We start from the raw sequence: 23,545 nt of genomic DNA on the forward strand, positions 1-23,545 counted from the left end.
TTTATTTCAAGTTAATAAAAAGTTAAACAATTGTTTAACTTAAATTCATATTGGCGGACAAAAAAGGTGAACTTTTACCATAATAACTCCACAAAGAGCGGTATTCAAGAGATATTCCTTATCTTTGCAGTCAAAACTTTACTATAAATGTCAAACAGAAAGATGATTACGGCAGCTTTGCCTTATGCAAACGGTCCGGTTCATATAGGACATTTGGCAGGTGTTTATATTCCTGCGGATGTTTACGCAAGATTTCAGAGAAGATTAGGAAAAGATGTAGCGTTTATCTGTGGATCGGATGAACATGGTATCCCTATCACTATAAGAGCTAAAAAAGAAGAAGTTACACCACAGGATATTGTGGACAAATACCACGGAATCATCAAAAAATCTTTTTCCGACCTGGGAATTTCATTTGATGAATATTCAAGAACGACTTCTCCAAAGCATTATGAGACAAGTCAGGATTTCTTCAAAGTTTTATATGAAAAAGGAAAATTCACTGAAGAGGTTTCTGAACAATATTTTGATGAGCAGGCAGGAGAATTCCTTGCAGACCGTTATATTGTAGGAACCTGTCCTAATTGCGGTAACGAAAATGCTTATGGTGACCAGTGTGAGAAATGTGGTTCTACCCTATCACCATCCGAACTGATCAATCCGAAATCTATGCTTAGCGGAAACGTACCTATCCTTAAAGACACAAAGAACTGGTATCTTCCTTTAAATGAATACGAAGACTTCTTAAACGAATGGATCATTGAAGGTCATAAAGATGACTGGAAGCCTAATGTATACGGACAGGTTAAATCATGGTTAAATGATGGTCTGAAGCCACGTGCTATGACCAGAGATCTGAACTGGGGCGTTCCGGTTCCTCTTCCGAATGCAGAAGGAAAGGTTCTTTACGTTTGGTTTGATGCACCTATCGGATATATTTCTTTCACTAAAGAATGGGCAGAAAAGAACGGAAAAGACTGGAAAGATTACTGGCAAAGTGAAGACAGTGATCTGGTACATTTTATCGGAAAGGATAATATTGTATTCCACTGTATTATTTTCCCGGCTATGATGAAGGCACACGGAAATTATATTATGCCTAAAAACGTTCCTGCTTTTGAATTCCTTAACCTTGAGAATGATAAAATCTCAACATCAAGAAACTGGGCGGTTTGGGCGCACGAATATGTAGAAGATTTCCCTGGACAACAGGATGTTTTAAGATACGCATTGCTTTCGTCAGCTCCTGAAACAAAGGATAATAACTTTACCTGGAAGGATTTCCAGACGAAGAATAATTCTGAGTTAGTAGGTATTTTCGGAAACTTTATCAATAGAGTTGCCGTTCTTATTCATAAATATTATGATGGTGTTGTTCCTCAGGGAGATGTAAATAGTCCTGAATTAAAAGAGATTAACAAAGCTGCTAAAGAAATCGCTGGATTCCTTGATAATTATGAATTCAGAAATGCTTTATCAGCCCTGATGAACCTTGCAAGATTTGGGAACCAGTATCTTCAGACAGAAGAGCCTTGGAAAACCATTAAAGACAATCCGGAAAAAGCTGCACAGTCTTTATTTGTTGGAGCACAGATTGCAGTTGCATTAGCTCAATTATGTGAACCATTCATGCCTTTCAGTTCTGAAAAGTTATTGAATATGTTTAATGTTCAGACGAAAAGCTGGAACGATGTTGAAAACCAATCTGTTTTAATTGAAACTGGTCACAAAATCAATGAGGCATCTCTTCTTTTCTCAAAAATTGAAGACAATGTAATAGAAGCTCAGATTCAAAAGCTGGAAGACACAAAGCAAAACAATAAGAAAACAAACCCTAACGCCAACCCAATGAAAGAAGAAATCACTTTTGATGATTTTACGAAAATAGATCTTAGAACAGCAACGATTTTAGAAGCTGAAAAAGTAGAAAAAGCTGATAAATTACTGAAACTTACTGTAGATACAGGAGTAGATGTAAGAACAGTGGTTTCAGGAATTGCAGAAAGCTTCACTCCTGAAGAAGTTGTAGGTAAGCAGGTAATGATTTTATTAAACCTTGCTCCAAGAAAGATCAGAGGAATTGAATCTCAGGGAATGTTATTATTAACGACTAAACCTGATGGAAAATTATCTTTCGTAACACCGGACGACAGCAATGTTGAAAACGGTATTGAGATCGGATAATATGTTTTAATATAAAAATTAAAAGGCTGTTTCAGATGAAGCAGCCTTTTCTATTGCCAAACAATTTTCTTTTCTGTTATTGTTGGGTGACGCAAAATTGAATACTGCACATTTCCAGATGTAAAAATAAAAGGACAATAATATTATTTATATTTGCAGTCGTTATATTATGGTTAATAAAAGTGTTTTAAGAAAGCTTTCTGATACGGAATTAGAGAAATATTTAAAAGATGGTAATCGTTTTGTTCCCGAAGCTGTTCAGGTCGCATTGGAAATCTTAAATGAAAGAGGAAGAACATTCACAACGGAAGAAGAAACAGCTGTTTATCAACTGATTCAAAGAAAAAAAGAGGCAGAAGAGCTGAAGCGTTCAGAAGAGAAAGAATTGTGGCAAGATCATATTACAGAAGATCATAATGCTATCAGGCTTTTCCCAAGAGATCTTATATTTATCATCAGTATTATTTTAGGAACGATTCCGGGAGCAGTTCTATTGGGGCTGAATTTTATTAATCTTAAAAAATATTTAGCCGCGGGCATCACTATTGTTTTTGGATTCGCTTTTCTTTTTATTCAGAGCTTTTTGATTTCTTTAATTTATATGCTAAGCTCAAAAGATTCTTTTACCATTAGAAAAAGTCCTGAATTTATTGTTGCAGGAGCAGGTGCATTGATCCTATTGGGATTTTGGGTACTTTTTACACCAAAAAAGCTGCCCTACAGAGCAGCTTCGTATATTTTCCCGATCATCATCTGTGCAATCATGATCATTCTGATTACCATTAATTACCAGGGATTATTTGACGGCTATATTTTAGTTAGTTTCGCTAAATAAGAATCTTCGTCCTGTACTACTTTTTCAATCTTAAATCCATTGTTTACAGCAGCATTCTTCAACGTATTAAAATCCAGATACAGCCATGTAATAGGTGCTTCTGATTCACCTTTATAATGAACAATATAATCCAGTTCTCCATAATAACCACCGGCAGGAATATACACTCCGCCATCTTTATCACGGTCAAACATATAAAGAATATCTGTGCTGTCGATCAGAATCTGTCCACCTTCATTTAATAAAGTTCCCAGTTTTTGAAGGTAGGTATCTATTTTTGATAATCCTTCAAAAATTCCGGTACCATTCATCAGTAATAAAATGGTGTCAAATGTTTCTCCCGAAAAATCAAGAATGTTGGTACAGATTGCCTTTTTGATTCCTCTCAACTGACAAACTTCAATAGATTTCGGTGAAATATCCAAAGCAAGAACATCAAGATTCATTTGGTCCTGAAGATATAAAGCATGAGAACCGGCTCCAGCTCCAATATCCAATACTTTACCTCTGGATAGCTGCAAAGCTTTCTGCTCAATGTCAATCATATCTTCAAAATCTCTGAATAAATAGTCTACAGGAAGTTCATCCAGCTCAGAAATTGATGTTTCAGTTTGCAGGTCTTCAGGATCATTATCATGATAGTAATCCCAGATCGCTCTGCCCATTAAATCTTTCATAGTGCAAAGATACGGCTTCAAGGGATAAAGTTCAAAGTTTTGGTTTAGGATGTACATAAAGAAATCTTAACTTTCAAAAGTAAAATCCGGTTCCTGAATAATAGAAACCGGATTTGTAGAAAGTATTTGATTCAGATTAAGACACTAGCCTTCTCTTATTTTTAAAAGTCAAAAGTGTAGGACAAATTAAATGTTCTTCCTCTTCCTTTATAATTAAATAAGGCAGGCATTCCGTAGCTTGAATATAAAACCTGAGAACGTTTGCTCCAGATCGTCTGATAATCTGTATTGAAAAGATTCTGGATACCAAGGTTGAATTTTCCCCAATTGAATCTGTATCCCATCATAAGATCCGATGTATTATATCCTTCAACTACATTATTAAGCTCATCTTTCTGCTTGAAATTCTGTAATGACTGGAATCTGAATGACCAGTTTTTCACATTATATCCAATATATGTTACCAGTTTTGACGGGGAAGCATTATAAATTTCCTGTTTCTGCCAATCTCCTTTATGATCTACTTCAGATTTGATCAAAAGACCACTTGCTCCAAAATAAACTCCGTTGTTCATGGAATAAGAAATTTCAGCCTCAATTCCCATATTTCTTAATTTGAGATCGTTGACAAGAATCTGGAATGTCTTTTTATCTACTGTTACAGTCTTGTCAGAATTACTTAAAAATCCGGCAACCTGTGCTCTGAATCCATCTTTATTTACACGATATCCCACTTCAAACTGATTGGTTTTAATGGCTTGTAAAGGCTGATCTTTTACATTAATGCTTGAAACAACATCCCAATGTGCTCCATTCAGTTTATAGCTACCAATTCCGTAATATTTAGCAGGATCGGCAAGACTTACTCCCTGAGAAAACGTTCCCCAAACCTGATGCTGCTCATTGAATTTGTATAATAATCCGGCATTTGCCAATGTTACATTATAAGAACTTTCTCCTCCCGGAATTGCCGATGCAGATTGTCCGTACCCCATTGCTATCTGAGTCTGCTGTTCTGATCCGACAAAATCATCTACTTTTACCTTAATATTCTGATAACGTACGCCACCATTGATCTGTAACTTGGGAAGAATATTATATTTCGCCTGTACATATCCTGCGTAACTTTGTGAATGATTGGTTGGATATCTGCCCAAGCTGAATTGAGTTTCATTGATCAAGCCGCCACTGGACATTGTTTTACCAATATTATAGACAGACTGTGTTCCTTCGAATTTTTCAAAGTCAACATCTACTCCATACGTTACATTCAATCCTCGCCATGATTTTGATAATAAAGCCTTTATCCCGGAATAATAAGTGTCTTGCTGAGATGAGGACATATAAGCCATGCTTCCGGTTCCTAATTTTACATTTCCAGGGAATGGATAGAATCCTAGTTTCTCACCTCTTGTAGCAAACTGTACATATAAATCCTGCCCTCCAAGAATATTATTTCCTGAATAAGCCACTGTTCCCATATAACGTTCTGTTCCTACATTTTTATCTGAAGAGAAACCGTCTCTCATCTCCAGTAAATTTTCATTTTTAGTAGTAAAAGCACTTAGATTCTGACCTAAATATAAACTCCTGTCTCCATTGAATTTTGAATTATAATATTGAACCGAAGCTGTAATTTTATGCTTATCATTGAATTTATATCCTCCGGTTGCCAGGATATCAATTGACTGATTATACTGAAGGTCGGTTTGTGTAATATCTGTAAAAAGCTGCTTCTGATCCGCACCATATGCTCCACCATTTTGCTGGTAGGCAACCCCTAATCGTCCGAAAAACTTTTCTCCTTTACCGGCAATAGATTGTGCAGCGCGGAAATCATGATCATCACCTCCCATAAATCCTGTACGAACACCTAATTCCGTTTCTCCGCTGATTCCTTTTTTGGATGGTGTTTTCGTAATAATATTGATAATACCACCGGTGGCGTTTCCGCCATAGATAGAACTTGCTCCTGAAAGTACTTCGATTCTTTCTATGTTAAATGGATCAATAGCATCTAGCTGACGGCTGATCGCTCGGATACTGTTCAGCGAAACTCCGTCTATCATTACCAAAGCAGAACGTCCTCTCATATTTTGTCCGTAATTGGTTCTTCCCTGAGGACCGATATCCATACTTGGAATCAAAATAGATAACATTTCTTTAATCGGTACACCACTTTTCGCCTGTTCCTGTATTTTTTCTTTCTGTACTACCCAAACGGTACCGGGAATTTCAGATATTTTTGTTGGTTTTCTGGATGCAACGATTACTACATCGTCAATACCTTTAGAAACTACTGAGTCGTTAACTGCCTGGGAGAACATTAATCCCGAAGCCAAAAGACCTATGAATGCATAATGCTTTTTCATTCCTTCAATTCAAAGTTTTATAATCCGGCAAAGGTAATTTTTATTTAGAAATATTAAAAATAAGAAAAGATGAAATTTTTCACTTTTTTTATATAAAGGCTGGAAGAGGGAAGCTGGAGGATGGAAGTTATCTATCTCATCGGTACAATTACAAGTTATCATAGCTTCTTTTCAACAATTTTCTCGCCTTGATCAATAGGATTATCATTTCTCATCACTTCCAGTCTATAACTTTCTTCCTTATAAACCCTGGGATCAATATGAAATGATCTATCTAAAATTGAGATATACCCGTTACCCGTCTTTCATCACTACTATCTTCCAGCCTCCAGCTTCCCTCCTTATAAAACTTAAGCTCAATATGAAACGGTCTACCTCTAGAAATTGAGGTATAGCCGTTAACCGTCTTTCATCACTCCCATCTTCCAGCCTCCAGCTTCCCTCCTTATAAAACTTAAGCTCAATATGAAACGGTCTACCTCTAGAAATTGAGGTATAGCCGTTAACCGTCCACCATCACTTCCCGCTTCCAGCCTCCAGCTTCCCTTCTCTCCTAAAAAGAGTAAAATCCCAGCCCAATGAAGGACCAGGATTTTACAGTGAAAAACAAGGTATCTTTATATCGCAGGACCTGCTGCGTCTTTTATTTCTTCTAATAATTTTTTGCGTTCACGAAGTCTTCTTCTTGCAATAACGGATTTACCGCCAAGCACTCTTACAAATCTGAAATACAGGAATCGTTTTGCTCCGAAATGGTGAGTGGCAACATATACTAAAATTCCAAATCCGATCAGAATAATGAATCCGAAAATCTTTTTAGTGGCAATGATAATGGCATTCAGCTGAATAGCTTTTATATTTGCCATTACATTTTGAGGCGTAACCGTCATTCCGTCCATATAAACAGCAAGATCTCCTATTGCAGTAACCTGAAAACGATACTGTAACCATGAATACAACGTTGAAAATATACCAACGGCAAGAAAGGTTCTCCAAACCAAAACAAGCCCGATTGCCGCAAGCATTTCGCTCATTTCAAGCTTATCCAATGTATAGAACCAAATGGAAATAAACAATGAACACATTCCGTATCCTTTTAAAAACATAGGCAGATACCAGTTGTCATAATTAAATTCCAGAACCATGGAAAAATACATAATGATCGCATATCCTATCATTGCTGCAAACCCTGAAAAAATATACATTTTCAATGGCTTTTCTTTTTTAAACCAGATTATTGCAATAACTCCGGCAACAATGATCCCCGGAATCATCAGCATACTCAGTCTCGCATTGGTGAGTTGATCATATCCCAAAACTCCCACAGCAAAAGTATTTTGAATAGAAGCGGTTCCTAAAAACATTCCCAGCCAAAACAACATGAATAAACCGTGCTGTACATTGTTCTTTGTAAAAATCTTGAATGAAAGATAGGGTCTTTTTAATGTTAACTGACGAATGCAAAGCAATGCAAAACTTACAAAAGCGGCAATGCTGGCATTAATGATATTCTTTGAGTTCAACCAGTCTTGTTGTCTTCCAAATGCATACACATAAGCAGAAAACATAAACGTAAAGATAAATAGCAGAATACTCAACCAGTCAATATAATGCAAAGGTACTTTTAAAGCAAAGTATTTATCATGCATAAAAATCCAGTGTATCAATGCTAATATAAAGCATAGCACGGCTGTGAAAATATAAAACTGCTGCCAATTGTACAGAAGTGAAAAATCTGCGGCGTAATAAGCTGCTACCTGATTCATCACCAGAACAAAAGTATAGAACACTCCATAAAACATCCCTCTGTTTCCGATCATTACCATTAATGGCAAAAAAAGTTCTATCGTTACCATCATCTTCATAAACCCGATCAATAAAGCGGAAAACACGAAGATCATCGGCTGCAATGTCGTTGAATTGATATAACTGAGTAATCCTAAAAGAACCAGAAGCAATACCATTTTATCCCTTACCTTAAACCTCATTTTAAATCTGAGGACTACAGGCATACAGGCTCCCATTCCTATTGTGGTGGCATAATTCGCCCACATAAAATATTCTGTCATAGCACCGGTACCACTCACCAGATAACTGATGTTCCCTGTATACACCCCACCAATCGGCATTACCACAGCAAGCAGCAATACGATCAGCAGCAGTTGTACGGGTTTGGGCACCCAATCGCTATATAATCCTTTGTTGTACATATTTAGATACTAGATTACAGATATCAGATAACAGACTTTCCCAATCCATTCTTTATTCATCACATCAAGTCTGAAATCTGACCTCTGATATCTTTTAGTCTTTATTAATATTCACATTCATGTTCATCCCTGCACTTAGCTTGTCCAGATCTTCTTTCTTATTGGAAGCTGTAAACTCAATTCTTACAGGAATTCTTTGCTGTACTTTGATAAAGTTTCCGGTAGAGTTATCTGTAGGAACGCTTGAATATCTTGATCCTGTAGCAGCTGAAACGGCAGTCACTACCCCTTCAAATTTTTGTCCACCCAAAGCATCAGCCGTCATCGTCATTTTCTCTCCAACTTTAACATTCGGCATCTGGCTTTCAAGGAAATTGGCTGTTACCCATTTCTGACCGTTCAATACAATTGTTGCCACTTGCTGTCCGGGTTGAATCAATTGTCCTTCCGAAATGGTTCTTCTCCCCATCACTCCGTCATAAGGAGCTGTAATAACGGTATAAGAAAGGTTGATTCTCGCCATATCCAGCGCAGATTTCGTTCTTTTAATCTCTGCATCATTGATTCCCAACTTGCTTTTCACTTCAGTAGTGGAAAGGTTTGCTGATTGCTTTTGGTTTACCAGTGTTTCATAAGCAGCCTTTTGTGCATCATATTCGGTTTTTACCTGATCATATTGTTGTCTTGTAACCGCTTCCGCTGCTAAAAGGTTTTTATATCTGTTTAAATTCTGCTCAGCATTCCAAAGTCTTGCTTTTGCTCCCGCAATATTAGATTCCATTACATTAATGTTATTGGAAACCGTGTTTACAGAAGAACTTGTAGCAGTTTTCTGAGCCATTGCATTTTGGTAAGCAGCTTCAGCCTGTCCCAACTGTGTAAGGATTTCACGCTCGTCAAGAATAACAAGAGTATCTCCTTTTTTTACTCTCTGGTGCTCGATAAATTTAATTTCTTTGATATAAGCAGAAACCCTTGTATTGATCGGGTTGATAAATTCTTCTACCTGAGCGGCTTCTGTATATGTCTTGTTTCCGATATGGAAGTATTCACGTATAAGCCAGAACAATCCGAAACCGATGACCAGAAAGGCAATGATATTAGAAATGATCGCTCTGATTTTATTTTTGTTGTTCTGCTTTTTTTTGCCTTCCCCGCTTGGTCTTGCCGGAGCCGGAGCTGGAGTTGTATTTTGAGTAGTTTGTTCCTTGTTTTCCATTGTGTTGATTTCAGTTTTAAAAAATTAAAGGGTCCCTGTAGACTTCAAAAGGTTATAATATTGATACAAAACATTGATCTCTGCATTGGCATAATCCAGCTCTGACTGTAATTTCTGGTTCTGTGCATCAATCATTTCGGCTTGTACTGCCAATTGATTCAGATATTTGGCTTCCGTAATCTTATAGTTTTCTTCCGCCAGCCTTTTAGAATCATTCAGAATTTCTGCCTGTTGAATAGCTTCCTGATATTTTGTATAAGCTGCATTCACTCCCATATCTACATTCTGCTGCACCAATGTCATCGCATCATTCGCCTGGTTTTTCTGCAGTTCACCTAATTTTACTTTTTCCTTGGTTTTATATAGGTTATCTATATTGTAACTAAGAGAAACTCCTGTCTGCCATCCTCCAGAATACATATCCAAGACAGGATTTCTCGTAGTAATTGGTCTTTGTAAAGTATATCCTCCGAACCCTGCCACTGTAGGCATATTGTCCGTTTTTATAATTTCAATATTTTTATCTGCAACAGCAATATTTTTCTGAGCTGATTTCAACATGGGATTGCTGTCGTGGGCAAGATTAATATAATAATCCATCCCGATTCCTGCCTCTTTGTTCTCTAAATTTTCAGTAGGAACAATTTCAGTATCAGAAGATAAACCTAATGCAATATTTAAATTATAATTAAGTATTTTTCTATTATTGGAAAGCGTTAGAATTCCCTGATCCAAATTTTTAAGGGCAAGTTCACCACGAATGACTTCATTTCTGGTTACCATTCCTTGCTGATAAAACTTCTGGATATTTTTAAGACGTTCCTGAGCCAATTTTTTGTTATTCTGAAATACTTCTTCCTGGTTGATGATTTTATAAACATCCAGATAGTTTGAAATTACTAAAAATTTCACATCCTGTTTGTTTTTTTCGAGATCCAACTCAGAAAGCTGTTCACGAAGCCCAGCCATTTCAATAGATTTATTTACCAATCCTCCTTTAAAGATTAATTGGGTAGCCTGTACAGCATAAGAACTTCCGTAATGAGGCATCGGAATCTTTGTAGAATTTGAAAAATCTTTATCGATTGCTACGGCATCCCCCAAATAGAATTGGCTTGTAGATGCTGTGATAGTAGGAAGTTTCTGAAGCTTGGCAACATTAATATTCTGTTTGGCAATATCAATATTATAAGCCGAAACCTTCAACTGCTGATGATTCTGAACTGCCAGTTCAGCAATCTCACCTGCGGTCATCTGTTTCACTTGTTGCGAAAAAAACAGCGCAGGAAAAGCTGCTATCAAAACTGATAGTGCTGTTTTTATTTTCTTTGTCATTTTACCTTGTTTTACAGATGCAAAGTTAGCAGAATAACAAATTCAATCAAATGTTTGATTTCTGGAAAAAGATGTTCAAATGTAAGATTTTAGTTTTCAAACTGATGTCTGTACTGGGTAGGGCTTACTCCCAGATGCTTTTTAAAAAAGTGAGAAAATGAGTATTGATCACTGAAACCAAGGACTGATGAGATCTCTGAAACAGGTTTATTAGACGAATTCAGAAGTACTTTTGCTTCATTGATGACTATCAAAGCAATAATATGACTTGCAGATTTTCCTGTAATGGACTTCACCACTGATGAAAGATGTCTGGTTGTAATGGATTGTCTTGCGGCATAGAACTCTACCGTTCTTTCTGTAAGATGATATTCTGCCAGATCTGTAAGAAAAACAAAAACAATCTCCTCCTGTCTAGACATCTGATTCAAAGAGTTGTTATCTTCTTTGGAAATAATTCCCGCCATCTGATAGCAGAACACTGAAAAAAGATGTTCTACCATTTCTTTCTTGTACAGCATTTCTGTTTCAGAATCAAGAATATATTTGAGAAAATTGACACTTTTCCAAACGACTTCCATTTCATTTTCAGGAAAAGGGACTCCCTTATTCATCTGCTGTCTGAAATAACGATAGGTGATGAGCCTGTTGAACTTTAGAGATAAAGCAGAAATAAATTCTCTTTTATAAGAAACCATTCTGGATTGAAAATCATCCGTCACCGAGACCACTTCATAAATAGTTTGGGGATCGGTTACCATAAACATATTGGCAGAAACCTCCAGGTCACTGAAGTGCTGACGAAGTCTTATTTTTCCTGATTTAATAAAGATAAATGCCGGATTATCCGGACGGAATGGCTTATCTACAGCAATTCTCTCAAAAATATTTCGCTGTGTAAAAATCTCAACTCCGAATTTTTCTAAGGCAGACATAGCACAAATGTAAGCAAACTTCTCACTGATTACAAAATTTTATTATTTTAGCATTCATCCAATTCCTGTCAATATGAGAAAGGTTGATTTATTATTTGCAGAATACAGCAAAAGCCATAGAAATGCGACGAACAAGTTCATTCACTGGATTTGTGTTCCTTTAATTTTCTGTAGCATTCTTGGCTTTATTTCTCTGATCCCTTCCCCGCACTTCTGTCTGTCCTACTTTGGATGTATCAGTATCATAAGTATAATAACTATTATTTTAATAAGTCTCTTTTATGTAAGACTTTCACTCTTGATCGGAATCGTAATGCTTATTATCATGTCATTGACTGAACATCTGATTTACCTTACCAATATTAATTTCGGTAAACAATCCTGGACAGTTTACCTGAGTGTTTTTATAGTGACATGGATCTTTCAGTTTATAGGACATAAAATTGAAGGAAAAAAGCCTTCATTCCTGAAGGACTTACAGTTTCTTCTGATTGGTCCTATCTGGCTTTTAGGCTTTATTCTTAAAAAAACGGGGATAAGATATTAATCTAATCTTCCAGTGCATATACCGCAAAGCTTGCCAGCCAGTGATCTCCGCCATAATTTCCCTGAAACAGCAATGGTAAGCCATTAGCTAAAAATACATCGGCTGTTTTCTGAAAATCTTTTTTCAACGGATGTCCGGCAGGAAGTGCTTTTGCTATACCTTTCATACACCATGCTTTGGAAAAGGATAATCCTACAAGGTGAACGGTCTGATAATCGCTTAGATCACTTACAACAGGGATTTGTTCTATATTCTCAAGGCTTCTTTTTTCATAGAAATTATTCAGCCATGTTACGTATTCCTTTTGAGGCAGAACTCTTCGCATCAGATCGGCAATTTCAAGACTTGGCGAAAAGAAATCAGAACCGTCAGGCTCTAAATAGGCTGGTGTTTTCTGGTCTTTTAAAAAGAAATATTTTGCCTTTTCTATCAATTGATTTTCGAACTCCTTATCTTTATTCGCTCTTGCCCAATCCATTGCAAATGCCATTGCAAATGCTGTATTTGGATGAACTCCGGTTCTGTTCGGATAGGTTTGCTTCGGAAGATAAGCTTTCCAGGATTTCAGAATCTGATCGGTAAGAGGCTTTAAATTCTGATGCCATATCTTTGCTTTCGGATGATCCCAATTAGTCAGTTCTTCATCCAGCTTCAGTATCCAAGCCCAGCCGTAAGTTCTTTCAAACGTTCCTGTCAATTGATATTTTGTGAAATAATATGTCTCTGTCTGTAGTTTCTCCTTTTGGAAAGATTCATCAAGAATTTTCTCAATCTCTTTTGCATTGGAAAGAGAAGGTTTTGTCTTTAAAAGCCTGGTCAGCATCCAGTGCCCGTGAACAGAGCTATGCCAGTCAAAACAGCCATAAAAGCTTGGGTGCAGATCTTTGGGAGTTAAAGGAACTTCCCCTGCATTGTTAATGATATGTGCCGTTTTATTTGGATACTCCTGATTGATACAATGAAGCGGTTTATCGGCTAATTTTAATGCCATCTCATCGGTAAGCTTCGGAACTTCCTGAGCATACATCACAAATGGTAAAAACGCGAATGCTAAAAGACTTTTTTTCATGTATTAAAAATAGAAAATAATTCACATTTTCAATGATAAATCACGAAATTTCTTACGTGATAAAACGATTAAGTCTAGCTTATATACAATAATAAATTCCCCTTCTGTATCAATAAATTACTTTCCAAGTACAAACACAGCGGGAACTTTATGTAATTCCGGTTTTTGCTTTTGCCAGTCTTTTATCGTTTTTGTTTTGATGAATTCATGTTCCGGATCATTGATATTTGCAGCTATACAAAGCTTTGTATTAGGCGATAAGAACTTGGTAAGATCTTCGATAAGCTGATTATTTCTGTACGGAGTTTCCATAAAAATCTGTGAATACCCTGTTTTTTGAACCAGACTTTCCAAGTGTTGGATCTGTTTCTTTTTTTCTCCCTTATCAATCGGAAGATAGCCATGAAATGTAAATTCCTGACCATTGAATCCACTGGAAATCAAAGCAAGAATAATAGACGACGGTCCGGAAATAGGAATCACTCTGATGTTTTTCTCATGACACCATTTTACCATTAAGTTTCCAGGATCTGCGATACACGGTAATCCAGCTTCAGAAAGCAATCCAAAGTCCTGCCCTTTCAGCATCAGCTGTTGTGCTTCTTTGATGTCTGCGTTTTCTGTGTACTTATCTAATAAAAATAATTTCAGGTCTGCCTGTTTTTTTTCGGGAGCGAAAAATTTAACCACCTTTCTGGCTGTTTTTTCATTTTCCACGAAGAAGTAATCAGTTTGCATGATATATTCCTTAATTACAGGTGCAAAATGAGTGATAGAAGTATTTTCTGATAAGTAAGCAGGGAGTAAAAAAAGCATTGTTTTATTTTTTAATTCTTTCGTTTAATGAAGGCTGAGGGAAATATTTTGTAAGATCCATAGAAAAGGTAACAGAAGTTATTTTCCAGATTCCGTTGATTTTCATCAGCGTCCAGATTTCCTTTCCCCAGTTTTCCATTTTTCCGTCGTACCAAAAACTGTAATCGAAATTGGCAGATGCTATAGCCCCATCTTCAACGATTTTAATATTGTCAAATTTTTCTTCAGATTTATCATCTTTAAAGCTTTTAATGAAAGCCTTATAATCATCGGCAAAGTAATAATCTGCCTTAGGATTTTTTTCCAGACGTTTCGCCTGTGTCCGGTCCTTATAAATTCCGGTCCAAAGTACAGGTTCCTGAAACAAAGACAGGTACTTGGCTTCATCCCGGGTTTTGATGCAACCCATAAAGTCTTCCATTACTTTACGGATCTCCATTTCATCTTTGGTTTGAGCAAAAGATAAGTTAAAGCTTACTAAAAGCAGTAAAAGCAGTTTTTTCATGATTATTTATGTTAAGATTTGGTTTGTAATGGCATCACATCCTTTATCCAAAAGTTGGTAAACCTCTTCAAAATCTTTCATATCACCCCAATACGGATCCGGAACCTCAGCATTTTCATGATCTCCTAATACTTCCAGAAATAAGGATATTTTCTGACGTTCTTCCTCATTTTTAGCTTTGGAAACTACATCTTCGAATACATCGATATCCATACAGTAGATTTTATCAAAGGTTTCAAAATCTGTTCTGTTGATAGGTCTTGATTTCTGTCTAGAAATATCTACATTATGATTGGCTGCGGTTTTAATAGCTCTTTTATCAGGATGTTCACCTTCATGTAATGAAATAGTTCCAGCTGAATCTATCACAAAATTTTCCGGCACTTTTGTTTTCATAATTCCTTCAGCCAAAGGACTTCTGCATATATTTCCGAGACAAACCATCAGGATTTTCATAATCTGGTATTTTAATAAACATCTGTTTCTGCCACAAAACTAAATAAAAAATGAAGAATACTTCTATTCTCCATTTTAATTTATTTTTAGCTTACAATATTTTACTGCTTAATTCTTTCTGTAAGATCTTTAACGTATTTCTTGATTTCTTTATCAATTTTAGATACATCTTTAATGGTATCACAAGCATACATTACTGTTGAGTGATCTTTCCCGCCCATTTCCTCACCGATTTTGGTGAATGTAGAGTTGGTAAACTCTTTTGAGAAATACATTGCAAGTTGTCTTGGTAATGCAATCTCTCTTTTTCTGGTCTTGGATAAAAGCTGTTCTTTTTTGATTCCGAAATAATCGCATACCACCTCCTGAATGTAAGGGATATTGATCACCTTCTTTTGGTTGGCTGCAATTCTGTTGATCGTTTCTTTTAATAGTTCAAGACTTAAATCTCTCTTATAAACTGTAGAATATGCAATTACCGAGTTGATAACTCCGATAAGCTCTCTTACATTTGTTTTTGCTTCAGCGGCAAGGAAATCAAGCATATCTCCCGGAAGTACAATTCCGTCTCGGCTTAATTTATCTTCAATAATTTGTCTTCTTGTAGATAAGTCCGGAGATTTAATTTCCGCAGAAAGTCCCCATTTGAAACGGGAAACAATTCTATCCTGAATATCCATGATGTCTGCAGGAGCTTTATCTGAAGTAAGGATGATCTGCTTTCCGTTTTGATGTAAATGATCAAAGATGTGGAAGAAACTATCTTGAGTTGCAGATTTACCAGATAAGAACTGAATATCATCGATAATCAATACATCTACCATCTGATAGAAATTAGCAAATTCTGTTTGTTTATGTGCTTTAGCAGCTGAAATAAACTGCTGGATAAATTTTTCTGAAGATAAGTAAAGAACTACTTTATCAGGAAACTGGTTTTTTACTTCAAGACCAACTGCCTGTCCAAGGTGAGTTTTTCCCACTCCATATCCTCCATATAAGAACAATGGATTGAATGCTGTAGCTCCAGGTCTTTTAGCGATTGATCTTGCTACTGTAGCTGCAAATTTATTACTTTCACCTTCTACATAACTATCAAAAGAATAGTCAGGCTTAAGGTTTGAATCAATATTTACTTTTCTAATTCCAGGAACCACAAAAGGGTTTACAATATTAGCTGAGAATCCTTGTGGCATTGTTTCCTGTGTTTTTGGAGTAGGAACGCTTTGTCCCTTCATGTTCATGGTAACTGGTTTTTCTTCACCTTTCGGTCTGTTTTCCATTACAGAATACCATAATTTTACTCCTTTTCCTACATTTTTCTTCAGGGCAGCAGAAAGCAAGGACAGGTAATTGTCCTCGATATATTCCTTGTAAAAATCGCTCGGTACGATAAGTGTAAGGTTGTTTGCCACTAATGAAAGAGGCTGCACCTTATCAAATAACATATCGAAAGATTTTTCAAGTTTTTTCAGGTCAGAATTATCTTCAGCTGCGTTCAAGTTATCGCGCATAAACTGAAGGCACTTCTGCCATATCATCATTAAATTGTCATCCATTTTTTATGCCCTGATTATTCTTTGTTTGTACTGTTTTTAGAAGGGAGACAAAGGTCCAATATTTTCTTTTTAAAAAAAAATATTGCGGGTATTGATTATTTAAAAATATATTTGTATGTATAATTTAAGACCTAAAATGATACACACAACACACTCAATACGAGTACGTTACGCAGAAACAGATCCAATGAAATATGTATACTACGGTAACTACGCTGAGTACTTTGAAGTTGGCAGGGTTGAGCTCTTCCGAAGCATAGGAATTTCATACGATGAAATTGAAAACCAAGGAATTTGGCTGCCGGTTTCGGAGTACAAAATTAAGTATATTCGTCCAGCTTTGTATGATCAAAAATTAGAAATTCATACTTATGTCAAAAAAATTCCGGGTGTGAGAATTGAATTTGAATATGAAATTTACAATGAAGAGCATATTAAAATCACAGAAGCATCTACTACTCTATTCTTTTTAGACGCCCAGACCAACAAAGTAATTAAATGTCCCGACTTTTTAATGGAATTGATCGAAACAAACTGGAACAAAACAATAAAAAGCAGTTTATAACTATACTGGATAAAACGAAAAGGAACAAAGTGAAAGCGAATGGATCAACTTATTATTCTATTCATTAAAACCTTGAGTCTATTTGTGAATTAATTCGCACCTTTGTACTGTTATACAACTATACCTTATATATAAATATTATGAAGATTGCATTTTTGGGACCTCATGCGAGCTTTACACAGCTTGCCACTGCCCAGCTTTTTCCTGATGAAGAGATTTTACCACAGGCTAGTATTCTTGATTGCTTTAGTGCTGTAGAAAACGGAGAAGTAGACAAAGCTGTAGTCCCTTTGGAGAATTCTATAGAAGGAACTGTTTCAATGACGCTGGATTATTTATATAAGACTCCTGCTATTAAAATTGAAGCGGAGGCAGTAATGCCTATTGCCCATCACCTGATGATTCATCCTGAAAATACTGTTGAGGATATTGAAAGAATTTACTCGCATCCACAGGCATTGGCGCAAAGCTTTCATTTTTTGGACAGTCATTATAAGAATATTCCTAAGCAGGATTTTTCATCAACTGCTGCAGCGGCAAAATATGTTGCGGAGAATAAGGATCTTAAAATTGCAGCCGTAGCTAATCAGTTTGCGGCAAATTTATATGGATTAAATATTGTCAATCGCAATATTCAGGATTTTGAGCAGAATCACACCCGTTTTATTATCATTTCAAAACAACAGAATAAATATGACAACAGCCGTCTTGAAACGTTAGGAGAAAAATCAGGTATGCTGGTTACACTTCCGGAAGATCATCCAGGAGGACTGCATCAGGTTCTGTCTGTTTTCGCCTGGAGAAAGATGAATCTTAGTAAAATTGAATCAAGAACTTTAAAAACAGGACTCGGAAATTACTTTTTCTTCATCAATGTAGAGGGACCTTGGCATGATATACTCCATGAAAATGCGCTAAAAGAGCTTGAATCTATCAAAGCAAATGTTGATTTTCTTGGAAATTATAAAGAATTTTTACTGGAAAGCTAAATTCCTTAAATAATAACTCAAAAAAACACTGTTGGACATACAGTGTTTTTTTAATGCATAAAAATAATACACTGAAAAGTGATATTAAATTGATAATAATGCTGTTACCCACCATTTGGTGATTAATAATTCACAATGCGTATTTATATTATTTCACAAAATGGATTAAAATACAAACATATGTTTAAATATATTTTATCATATTAACGTTAATTTTAAACAATTCACAATGGTGGGTATATTTTTTATTGTATATTTGCTTAACTAAATTAAAATCTTGATCATGAAAACTAAAATCTACAGCTTAATGGTAGCGTTTGCTACATTACCGTTATTTTCCCAAGTTGGAATTAACACAGCTTCCCCCTCAGCAACCCTTGACGTAAATGGTACTTTGAAAGTAAGAGATACTCCGGCGGCTCCAGCTCTAACAGGGTATCAGATTTTAGGAGTGAACCAAGGGACCACTCAGGTATATACCGTGGATCCTCAACTATTAATAGGGGCAGCCAATGTCAATTCAGGAATGTATGCTGCAAAAAAAACAACTGGAATAAGCCTTGTAAACGTTACTTTATTTCCATCCACCTTCAGACCTGTAAATTTCCTGGCAGCTGAAAGAACAATAGGATCTGCAGCAATGTTTTCTGATTCAGACGGTTCTTTTATTATTCCATCTACAGGAGTTTATATGATAGGATATAGCTTCCGATATGGAACCGGACTACAAGCAAACCTTCTAGTAAATGGATATGGTATTGGAATAGCAAGAACAAGATCTGGAGTAGGAACAGTTATAGACAGCCGACCATTTACAGGTATTGATTTAGGATTAGTAAGTTTAACGATATCTGAGTCTAGTATAAACTCATTATACTCTTTCCAGGCAAATGACAAAGTAAGTTTTGGACTTACAGGGAGCAACCTTCTAGACTTAAATATCCTAGCATCTACTGTTTCTTCATTCTACATTTACAAAGTATCCAATTAGTAAGAACATATTGTTAGTTATCTATACCGTTAGCCCGTTACTACCTTGTAACGGGCTAATTTTTTAGGAGTATATCGTACACATTCTCTATATTTGATAAAAACTATAACATGAGTGAGTATATTGCTGTTATATTAATTGTAGTTATCGCCATCATTTTCAATAATCTGAACACTAAAATCAGAAAGCTTGAAAAAGAAGTATCGGATCTCAACTCCAGAATTCGAAAATCTTCCACAGAATCAGAAATTACAGATGAAGAAATTCCAAAAGAAAAAATTACCATTTCTACACAAGTACAGCCTACAGAATCTCTGCCTAAGATCGATATAAAAAATAATAACGACAAAGAGTCTTCACCATCAATTCAAAAAGACTGGACAACTCCTGTATTTGATTTTTTAAAACAAAATATACTTACCATCATTGGTATTTTCACATTAGTTCTCGGGATAGGTTATTTTGTTAAATATGCCATTGATAAAAACTGGATCGGAGAAACGTCAAGAGCTGGAATAGGATTTTGTACCGGAGCAGGAATTACACTCATCGGACATTTTCTCAGAAAGAATTATAAAACATTCGCTTCCATCATAACTGGAGGTGGAATTTCAGTTTTGTATTTTACCACTACCATTGCTTTTAGAGAATATCATCTTTTTAGTCAGAATACGGCTTTTGCAATAACCACTTTGGTTACAATAATTTCTATTATTCTATCTTATTATTATAAAAGTGAAATTCTTATCATCTTTTCATTAATCGGAGGTTTTTCTGCGCCTCTTATGATGAGTACAGGACAGAGCAATTATCCTTTTCTTTTTATTTATCTTACTCTTTTAAATATCGGAATGCTTGCAGTTACCCTTCTTCAACGCTGGAAAAGTGTGGGTTGGACCGCTTATATTTTTACAAGTTTTTACCTATTTTACTGGAATACCAAGCAACCTGAACTTCTGAGTATTACATTTTACTGCATCAGTTATATAATTTTTTACATTTTTGCTTTACATAGCTACATCAGGAAAAGTGAACTTTCTACGCCTGATATTTTAATGCTTGTTTTAATTAACTGCTCCAGTATTCTAGGCATTACTTATATTTTTAATGAGCTGAAATATGAACCGGTTATTATTTTCCCTACTGCTTTTGCAATCATTAACGGGTTCCTGCTTTTCAGAGAATATGGAAAAAGAAACTTCGGAGTATCTTATTCTGTTTTTACAGGAATAACTGTAAGCCTTGTTACAATAGCAGTTGCTCTGGAATTTAAAGCTCATCTTATTACAAGTGTTTGGGCAATAGAGTCTACTCTACTTCTTTTCTTATGGAAAAAAACAGGACATAAAATTTTTAAAACATGCTTTCAGCTTCTTTTTCCTCTTGTCATTTTTGCACAAATCATTACCTGGTGTGAATATTTCAATGCTAAAAACCTCAGCATTATCTTCAATCCAGTATTTTTAACGAGTCTGGTGACTATTGTTTCAACCGCGATGAATTTGTATTTATTAAAAAACACGCAAAAAGAAACAGCAACCCAATCCAATAATTTCCTGGAAGATCTTATTACAATAGTAAGCTATACGATCATTTACACAGCATTACTTTTAGAGATCACTTATCATACAAGCGATATGCCTTGGGCTGCAATTATTAATATAGCATTGTTATTCACCGTTTACTATATTTTCAATTTATTAGTTTTCAGACGACAACTTAACATTCAGGGTGAATTTCAAAATGGCTTGATATATCTGTTTCTTTTTATAGCGGTCATTAATATCTCTGCTTCTGCTTCGCTGGTCGTTACAGATATTTTATCAAAAAAGCTTCCATCCGGCTTTTACCTGTTTCATTTACTTCAATGGATTCCATTCATTTATGTATTTTTAAAGGTAATTCCAACCTCTCAGTTTTACAGATACAAAATATCTTATTGGGTTCTTTCCATCGCATTGATCACTATGGTCAGCTGCGAACTTCATCACACCTATGTTGTCAATATTGCTCAGAACTATCAGGATTCTTTTACAATAAAAAATCATTTCAACATTCTTTATCTGCCGATCATCTGGACTATCATGGCGAGTATTTTTATTTATATTGGATTAAAAAGAGAAATTAAAGAATACAACAAGATAGGATTTGCTTTACTGGGGCTTATGATCTTAAAGCTTTATGGTTATGACGTCTGGCAAATGGACAATATTTCAAAAATAAGCGCTTTCATTGTATTGGGTATTATTTTGTTATTGAGCTCCTTCACATTTCAACGTCTCAAAAATATCATCAGAAATATGGTTGATAAGAAAGACAACAGTAACCAAAATTCAAATGTAGAATGATAATAAAAATCATTATTTATAAGTAAAAATTAAAACATATTTAGATTTGATTCACATTTTATAAAAAATAACTATATTTATAACGTTTTTAACAGTTACATATTCTGATTATGAAGAAACTAATCTATACTTTTTTAATCCTTTCATCTGCAACATTATTTGCTCAAAAGAAACTTGCAGTTGTAGGTGATATTATTGGAACAACGGAACTATTTGATACCCAGAAAAAGACCATGTATTTTTCGAAAACATATACGAGTGCTGCCAGTCTTCCTACTCATCTGAGAAAATTCAGTGCTGCTTTCCCTAATGGAATCACTGAATATAAAAACAAAAGTTATGTTAGTGGTATGGACAAATTAACCTTCGAACAAATCAACAGACAATACGATATCCCAGAAAATAATACGGTTTTTCTTGATGGTCATGAATTTACAGATAGCCAAACTACTATTTTCGCGGAAATTGCTGCGAAGATTGAAGTAAAAGATTATAATGGAAAAAAGACCCTATACATTTCTACAAGCAACTAATTTTCAGATATAAATAAAAAAGGATACGGTTTTGCCATATCCTTTTATTTTTAATATTTATTAGACCATTTTTTCTTCAGCTCGTCGTAAATCTTCTTTTCTGTAGCGTTATTTCCGGGCTCATATAGTTTTATAGTTCTGATCTCTTCCGGCAGAAAATCCTGCTCTACAAAATTCCCTTCATAGGAATGTGCATATTTATATTCTTTTCCATAGTCAAGATCCTTCATCAGCTTTGTAGGTGCATTTCTTAAATGAAGCGGAACAGGAAGATTTCCCGTTTGCCTTACAAGTGCTAATGCTTCATTAATTGCCATATACGCAGAATTACTTTTTGGAGAAACAGCGAGATAGACTGCCGTTTCGCTCAATATGATTCTCGCTTCCGGATTCCCGATTACATTCACAGCCTGAAAACAATTATTTGCAATGACCAATGCATTCGGATTTGCCAGTCCTATATCTTCTGCGGCAAGAATCAGCATTCTTCTTGCAATAAACTTAATATCTTCACCTCCGGCAATCATTCTTGCCAGCCAATAAACAGCTCCGTTCGGGTCACTCCCGCGCATAGATTTGATAAAAGCAGAAATAATATCATAATGCTGCTCTCCGTTTTTATCGTAAAGTGCCATTGTTTCCTGAAGGACTTCCAGAACATCGGAATTAAGAATTTCTTTGGTATCTGAATTTTTATACTGATTTAAAACCAGTTCTACAGAATTGATCAGCTTTCTGGCATCTCCCCCGGAATATTGAATTAAAGCTTCATTTTCAAGAATTTTAAAATCGGTTCCTTCGTCTTTATTATATCTTTCAGAAGCAATATCAATAAGTTCTTCCAGCTTTTCGTAGCTCAAAGCTTTTAAAATATAAACCTGACTTCTCGACAACAAAGCAGAAACTACCTCAAAACTTGGGTTTTCTGTAGTGGCACCAATCAGCACAATCCATCCTTTTTCAACTGCATGCAAAAGTGAGTCCTGCTGGGATTTATTAAATCTGTGAATTTCATCAATGAATAAAATGGGTGATTTTCCGGAAAACAAATTCTGTTTTTTAGCGTCTTCAATTACATCACGAACGTCTTTCACTCCGGAAGATACCGCTGATAGCTTGTAAAACTTTCTTCCTGACTGTTCTGAAATGATTTCTGCCAATGTTGTTTTCCCGGTTCCCGGAGGTCCCCAAAAGATCAGGGAATTCAAGGTATTATTATCAATCATTTTTCTGATCGTCCCTTTTTCTCCGGTAAGATGTTCCTGTCCTAAAACTTCATCGAGAGTTTTGGGTCTTAATTTTTCGGCTAATGGAATATTTTGATTCAAGATACTTTTTTTTAAAGGTCAATATTCAGATTTATGAGGTCTGAAACTTCTAACAAAGTTAACTAATTTTCATTT

At 35.6% G+C, this 23,545-nt stretch carries 20 protein-coding genes; 8 read left to right on the plus strand and 12 right to left on the minus strand.

Annotated elements, in window-relative coordinates:
- Positions 1 to 147 precede the first annotated feature (147 nt).
- Both metG and AC5YGG_RS18530 read left to right on the plus strand, forming a co-directional pair.
- The gene (gene metG, locus AC5YGG_RS18525; protein ID WP_496145916.1) at positions 148 to 2,184 is read left to right on the plus strand and encodes a methionine--tRNA ligase; all 2,037 of its coding nucleotides are present in this window, start codon (positions 148 to 150) and stop codon (positions 2,182 to 2,184) included.
- 169 nt (positions 2,185 to 2,353) lie between these two features.
- Positions 2,354 to 3,019 (plus strand): VIT1/CCC1 transporter family protein, encoded by a 666-nt coding sequence (locus tag AC5YGG_RS18530; RefSeq protein WP_496145917.1) that lies wholly within the window; start codon positions 2,354 to 2,356, stop codon positions 3,017 to 3,019.
- Here AC5YGG_RS18530 and AC5YGG_RS18535 read toward each other — a convergent pair.
- The 6 genes from AC5YGG_RS18535 to AC5YGG_RS18560 form a co-directional block, all read right to left on the minus strand.
- Positions 2,992 to 3,696, minus strand: a complete 705-nt coding sequence (locus AC5YGG_RS18535; protein ID WP_496145918.1) for a class I SAM-dependent methyltransferase — start codon at positions 3,694 to 3,696, stop codon at positions 2,992 to 2,994. The genes AC5YGG_RS18530 and AC5YGG_RS18535 overlap by 28 nt on opposite strands.
- 161 nt (positions 3,697 to 3,857) lie before the next feature.
- Positions 3,858 to 6,068 carry a TonB-dependent receptor gene (locus AC5YGG_RS18540; RefSeq protein ID WP_496145919.1) on the minus strand — a complete coding sequence of 737 codons (2,211 nt, stop codon included), beginning with the start codon at positions 6,066 to 6,068 and terminating at the stop codon, positions 3,858 to 3,860.
- Between the two features lie 617 nt (positions 6,069 to 6,685).
- A complete protein-coding gene (locus AC5YGG_RS18545; RefSeq protein WP_496145920.1) occupies positions 6,686 to 8,278 on the minus strand; it encodes an MFS transporter in 1,593 nt (530 codons plus the stop codon).
- A gap of 94 nt (positions 8,279 to 8,372) precedes the next feature.
- The gene (locus AC5YGG_RS18550; RefSeq protein ID WP_496145921.1) at positions 8,373 to 9,497 is read right to left on the minus strand and encodes an HlyD family secretion protein; all 1,125 of its coding nucleotides are present in this window, start codon (positions 9,495 to 9,497) and stop codon (positions 8,373 to 8,375) included.
- A 24-nt stretch (positions 9,498 to 9,521) separates the two neighbouring features.
- Complete coding sequence (locus tag AC5YGG_RS18555) at positions 9,522 to 10,832, minus strand: TolC family protein (RefSeq protein WP_496145922.1); 1,311 nt, start codon at positions 10,830 to 10,832, stop codon at positions 9,522 to 9,524.
- An 89-nt stretch (positions 10,833 to 10,921) separates the two neighbouring features.
- Positions 10,922 to 11,767: a helix-turn-helix domain-containing protein gene (locus AC5YGG_RS18560; protein ID WP_496145923.1), complete on the minus strand. Its 846-nt coding sequence runs from the start codon at positions 11,765 to 11,767 to the stop codon at positions 10,922 to 10,924.
- A 73-nt stretch (positions 11,768 to 11,840) separates the two neighbouring features.
- On the opposite strand from AC5YGG_RS18560, the gene AC5YGG_RS18565 reads away from it, so the two are divergent.
- Complete coding sequence (locus AC5YGG_RS18565; RefSeq protein ID WP_496145924.1) at positions 11,841 to 12,314, plus strand: Mpo1 family 2-hydroxy fatty acid dioxygenase; 474 nt, start codon at positions 11,841 to 11,843, stop codon at positions 12,312 to 12,314.
- Position 12,315: 1 nt separating this feature from the next.
- Here AC5YGG_RS18565 and AC5YGG_RS18570 read toward each other — a convergent pair whose 3' ends face one another.
- The 5 genes from AC5YGG_RS18570 to dnaA all read right to left on the minus strand — a co-directional run bounded on the left by AC5YGG_RS18570 (position 12,316) and on the right by dnaA (position 16,716).
- Positions 12,316 to 13,383, minus strand: a complete 1,068-nt coding sequence (locus tag AC5YGG_RS18570) for a DUF2891 domain-containing protein (protein WP_496145925.1) — start codon at positions 13,381 to 13,383, stop codon at positions 12,316 to 12,318.
- 117 nt (positions 13,384 to 13,500) lie between these two features.
- Positions 13,501 to 14,199 carry an SAM-dependent methyltransferase gene (locus AC5YGG_RS18575; RefSeq protein WP_065393905.1) on the minus strand — a complete coding sequence of 233 codons (699 nt, stop codon included), beginning with the start codon at positions 14,197 to 14,199 and terminating at the stop codon, positions 13,501 to 13,503.
- A 4-nt stretch (positions 14,200 to 14,203) separates the two neighbouring features.
- Entirely contained in the window at positions 14,204 to 14,704 is a 501-nt protein-coding gene (locus AC5YGG_RS18580; RefSeq protein ID WP_496145926.1) for a nuclear transport factor 2 family protein, read from the minus strand.
- Between the two features lie 6 nt (positions 14,705 to 14,710).
- A complete protein-coding gene (locus AC5YGG_RS18585; RefSeq protein WP_496145927.1) occupies positions 14,711 to 15,160 on the minus strand; it encodes a low molecular weight protein-tyrosine-phosphatase in 450 nt (149 codons plus the stop codon).
- Positions 15,161 to 15,261: 101 nt separating this feature from the next.
- Positions 15,262 to 16,716 carry a chromosomal replication initiator protein DnaA gene (gene dnaA, locus AC5YGG_RS18590; protein WP_027372814.1) on the minus strand — a complete coding sequence of 485 codons (1,455 nt, stop codon included), beginning with the start codon at positions 16,714 to 16,716 and terminating at the stop codon, positions 15,262 to 15,264.
- 136 nt (positions 16,717 to 16,852) lie between these two features.
- Between dnaA and AC5YGG_RS18595 the strand changes: the two genes are divergently transcribed.
- The 5 genes from AC5YGG_RS18595 (at position 16,853) to AC5YGG_RS18615 (ending at position 22,142) form a co-directional block, all read left to right on the plus strand.
- The gene (locus AC5YGG_RS18595; protein ID WP_496145928.1) at positions 16,853 to 17,281 is read left to right on the plus strand and encodes an acyl-CoA thioesterase; all 429 of its coding nucleotides are present in this window, start codon (positions 16,853 to 16,855) and stop codon (positions 17,279 to 17,281) included.
- A gap of 140 nt (positions 17,282 to 17,421) precedes the next feature.
- Positions 17,422 to 18,270: a prephenate dehydratase gene (gene pheA, locus AC5YGG_RS18600; protein WP_496145929.1), complete on the plus strand. Its 849-nt coding sequence runs from the start codon at positions 17,422 to 17,424 to the stop codon at positions 18,268 to 18,270.
- A 283-nt stretch (positions 18,271 to 18,553) separates the two neighbouring features.
- Positions 18,554 to 19,261, plus strand: a complete 708-nt coding sequence (locus AC5YGG_RS18605) for a hypothetical protein (RefSeq protein WP_496145930.1) — start codon at positions 18,554 to 18,556, stop codon at positions 19,259 to 19,261.
- 110 nt (positions 19,262 to 19,371) lie between these two features.
- A complete protein-coding gene (locus tag AC5YGG_RS18610) occupies positions 19,372 to 21,609 on the plus strand; it encodes a DUF2339 domain-containing protein (protein WP_496145931.1) in 2,238 nt (745 codons plus the stop codon).
- 110 nt (positions 21,610 to 21,719) lie between these two features.
- The gene (locus tag AC5YGG_RS18615; protein ID WP_496145932.1) at positions 21,720 to 22,142 is read left to right on the plus strand and encodes a hypothetical protein; all 423 of its coding nucleotides are present in this window, start codon (positions 21,720 to 21,722) and stop codon (positions 22,140 to 22,142) included.
- 50 nt (positions 22,143 to 22,192) lie between these two features.
- Here AC5YGG_RS18615 and AC5YGG_RS18620 read toward each other — a convergent pair whose 3' ends face one another.
- Entirely contained in the window at positions 22,193 to 23,470 is a 1,278-nt protein-coding gene (locus AC5YGG_RS18620) for a replication-associated recombination protein A (RefSeq protein WP_496145933.1), read from the minus strand.
- Between the last annotated feature and the right edge of the window lie 75 nt (positions 23,471 to 23,545).

It is taken from the genome of Chryseobacterium sp. CS2K3 (assembly GCF_059515185.1).

Bases quoted from the DNA above. Each gene is read 5' to 3' on its own strand.
- metG (WP_496145916.1), top strand. From the start codon at position 148: ATGTCAAACAGAAAGATGATTACGGCAGCTTTGCCTTATGCAAACGGT.
- AC5YGG_RS18530 (WP_496145917.1), top strand. From the start codon at position 2,354: ATGGTTAATAAAAGTGTTTTAAGAAAGCTTTCTGATACGGAATTAGAG.
- AC5YGG_RS18535 (WP_496145918.1), bottom strand. From the start codon at position 3,696: ATGAAAGATTTAATGGGCAGAGCGATCTGGGATTACTATCATGATAAT.
- AC5YGG_RS18540 (WP_496145919.1), bottom strand. From the start codon at position 6,068: ATGAAAAAGCATTATGCATTCATAGGTCTTTTGGCTTCGGGATTAATG.
- AC5YGG_RS18545 (WP_496145920.1), bottom strand. From the start codon at position 8,278: ATGTACAACAAAGGATTATATAGCGATTGGGTGCCCAAACCCGTACAA.
- AC5YGG_RS18550 (WP_496145921.1), bottom strand. From the start codon at position 9,497: ATGGAAAACAAGGAACAAACTACTCAAAATACAACTCCAGCTCCGGCT.
- AC5YGG_RS18555 (WP_496145922.1), bottom strand. From the start codon at position 10,832: ATGACAAAGAAAATAAAAACAGCACTATCAGTTTTGATAGCAGCTTTT.
- AC5YGG_RS18560 (WP_496145923.1), bottom strand. From the start codon at position 11,767: ATGTCTGCCTTAGAAAAATTCGGAGTTGAGATTTTTACACAGCGAAAT.
- AC5YGG_RS18565 (WP_496145924.1), top strand. From the start codon at position 11,841: ATGAGAAAGGTTGATTTATTATTTGCAGAATACAGCAAAAGCCATAGA.
- AC5YGG_RS18570 (WP_496145925.1), bottom strand. From the start codon at position 13,383: ATGAAAAAAAGTCTTTTAGCATTCGCGTTTTTACCATTTGTGATGTAT.
- AC5YGG_RS18575 (WP_065393905.1), bottom strand. From the start codon at position 14,199: ATGCTTTTTTTACTCCCTGCTTACTTATCAGAAAATACTTCTATCACT.
- AC5YGG_RS18580 (WP_496145926.1), bottom strand. From the start codon at position 14,704: ATGAAAAAACTGCTTTTACTGCTTTTAGTAAGCTTTAACTTATCTTTT.
- AC5YGG_RS18585 (WP_496145927.1), bottom strand. From the start codon at position 15,160: ATGAAAATCCTGATGGTTTGTCTCGGAAATATATGCAGAAGTCCTTTG.
- dnaA (WP_027372814.1), bottom strand. From the start codon at position 16,716: ATGGATGACAATTTAATGATGATATGGCAGAAGTGCCTTCAGTTTATG.
- AC5YGG_RS18595 (WP_496145928.1), top strand. From the start codon at position 16,853: ATGATACACACAACACACTCAATACGAGTACGTTACGCAGAAACAGAT.
- pheA (WP_496145929.1), top strand. From the start codon at position 17,422: ATGAAGATTGCATTTTTGGGACCTCATGCGAGCTTTACACAGCTTGCC.
- AC5YGG_RS18605 (WP_496145930.1), top strand. From the start codon at position 18,554: ATGAAAACTAAAATCTACAGCTTAATGGTAGCGTTTGCTACATTACCG.
- AC5YGG_RS18610 (WP_496145931.1), top strand. From the start codon at position 19,372: ATGAGTGAGTATATTGCTGTTATATTAATTGTAGTTATCGCCATCATT.
- AC5YGG_RS18615 (WP_496145932.1), top strand. From the start codon at position 21,720: ATGAAGAAACTAATCTATACTTTTTTAATCCTTTCATCTGCAACATTA.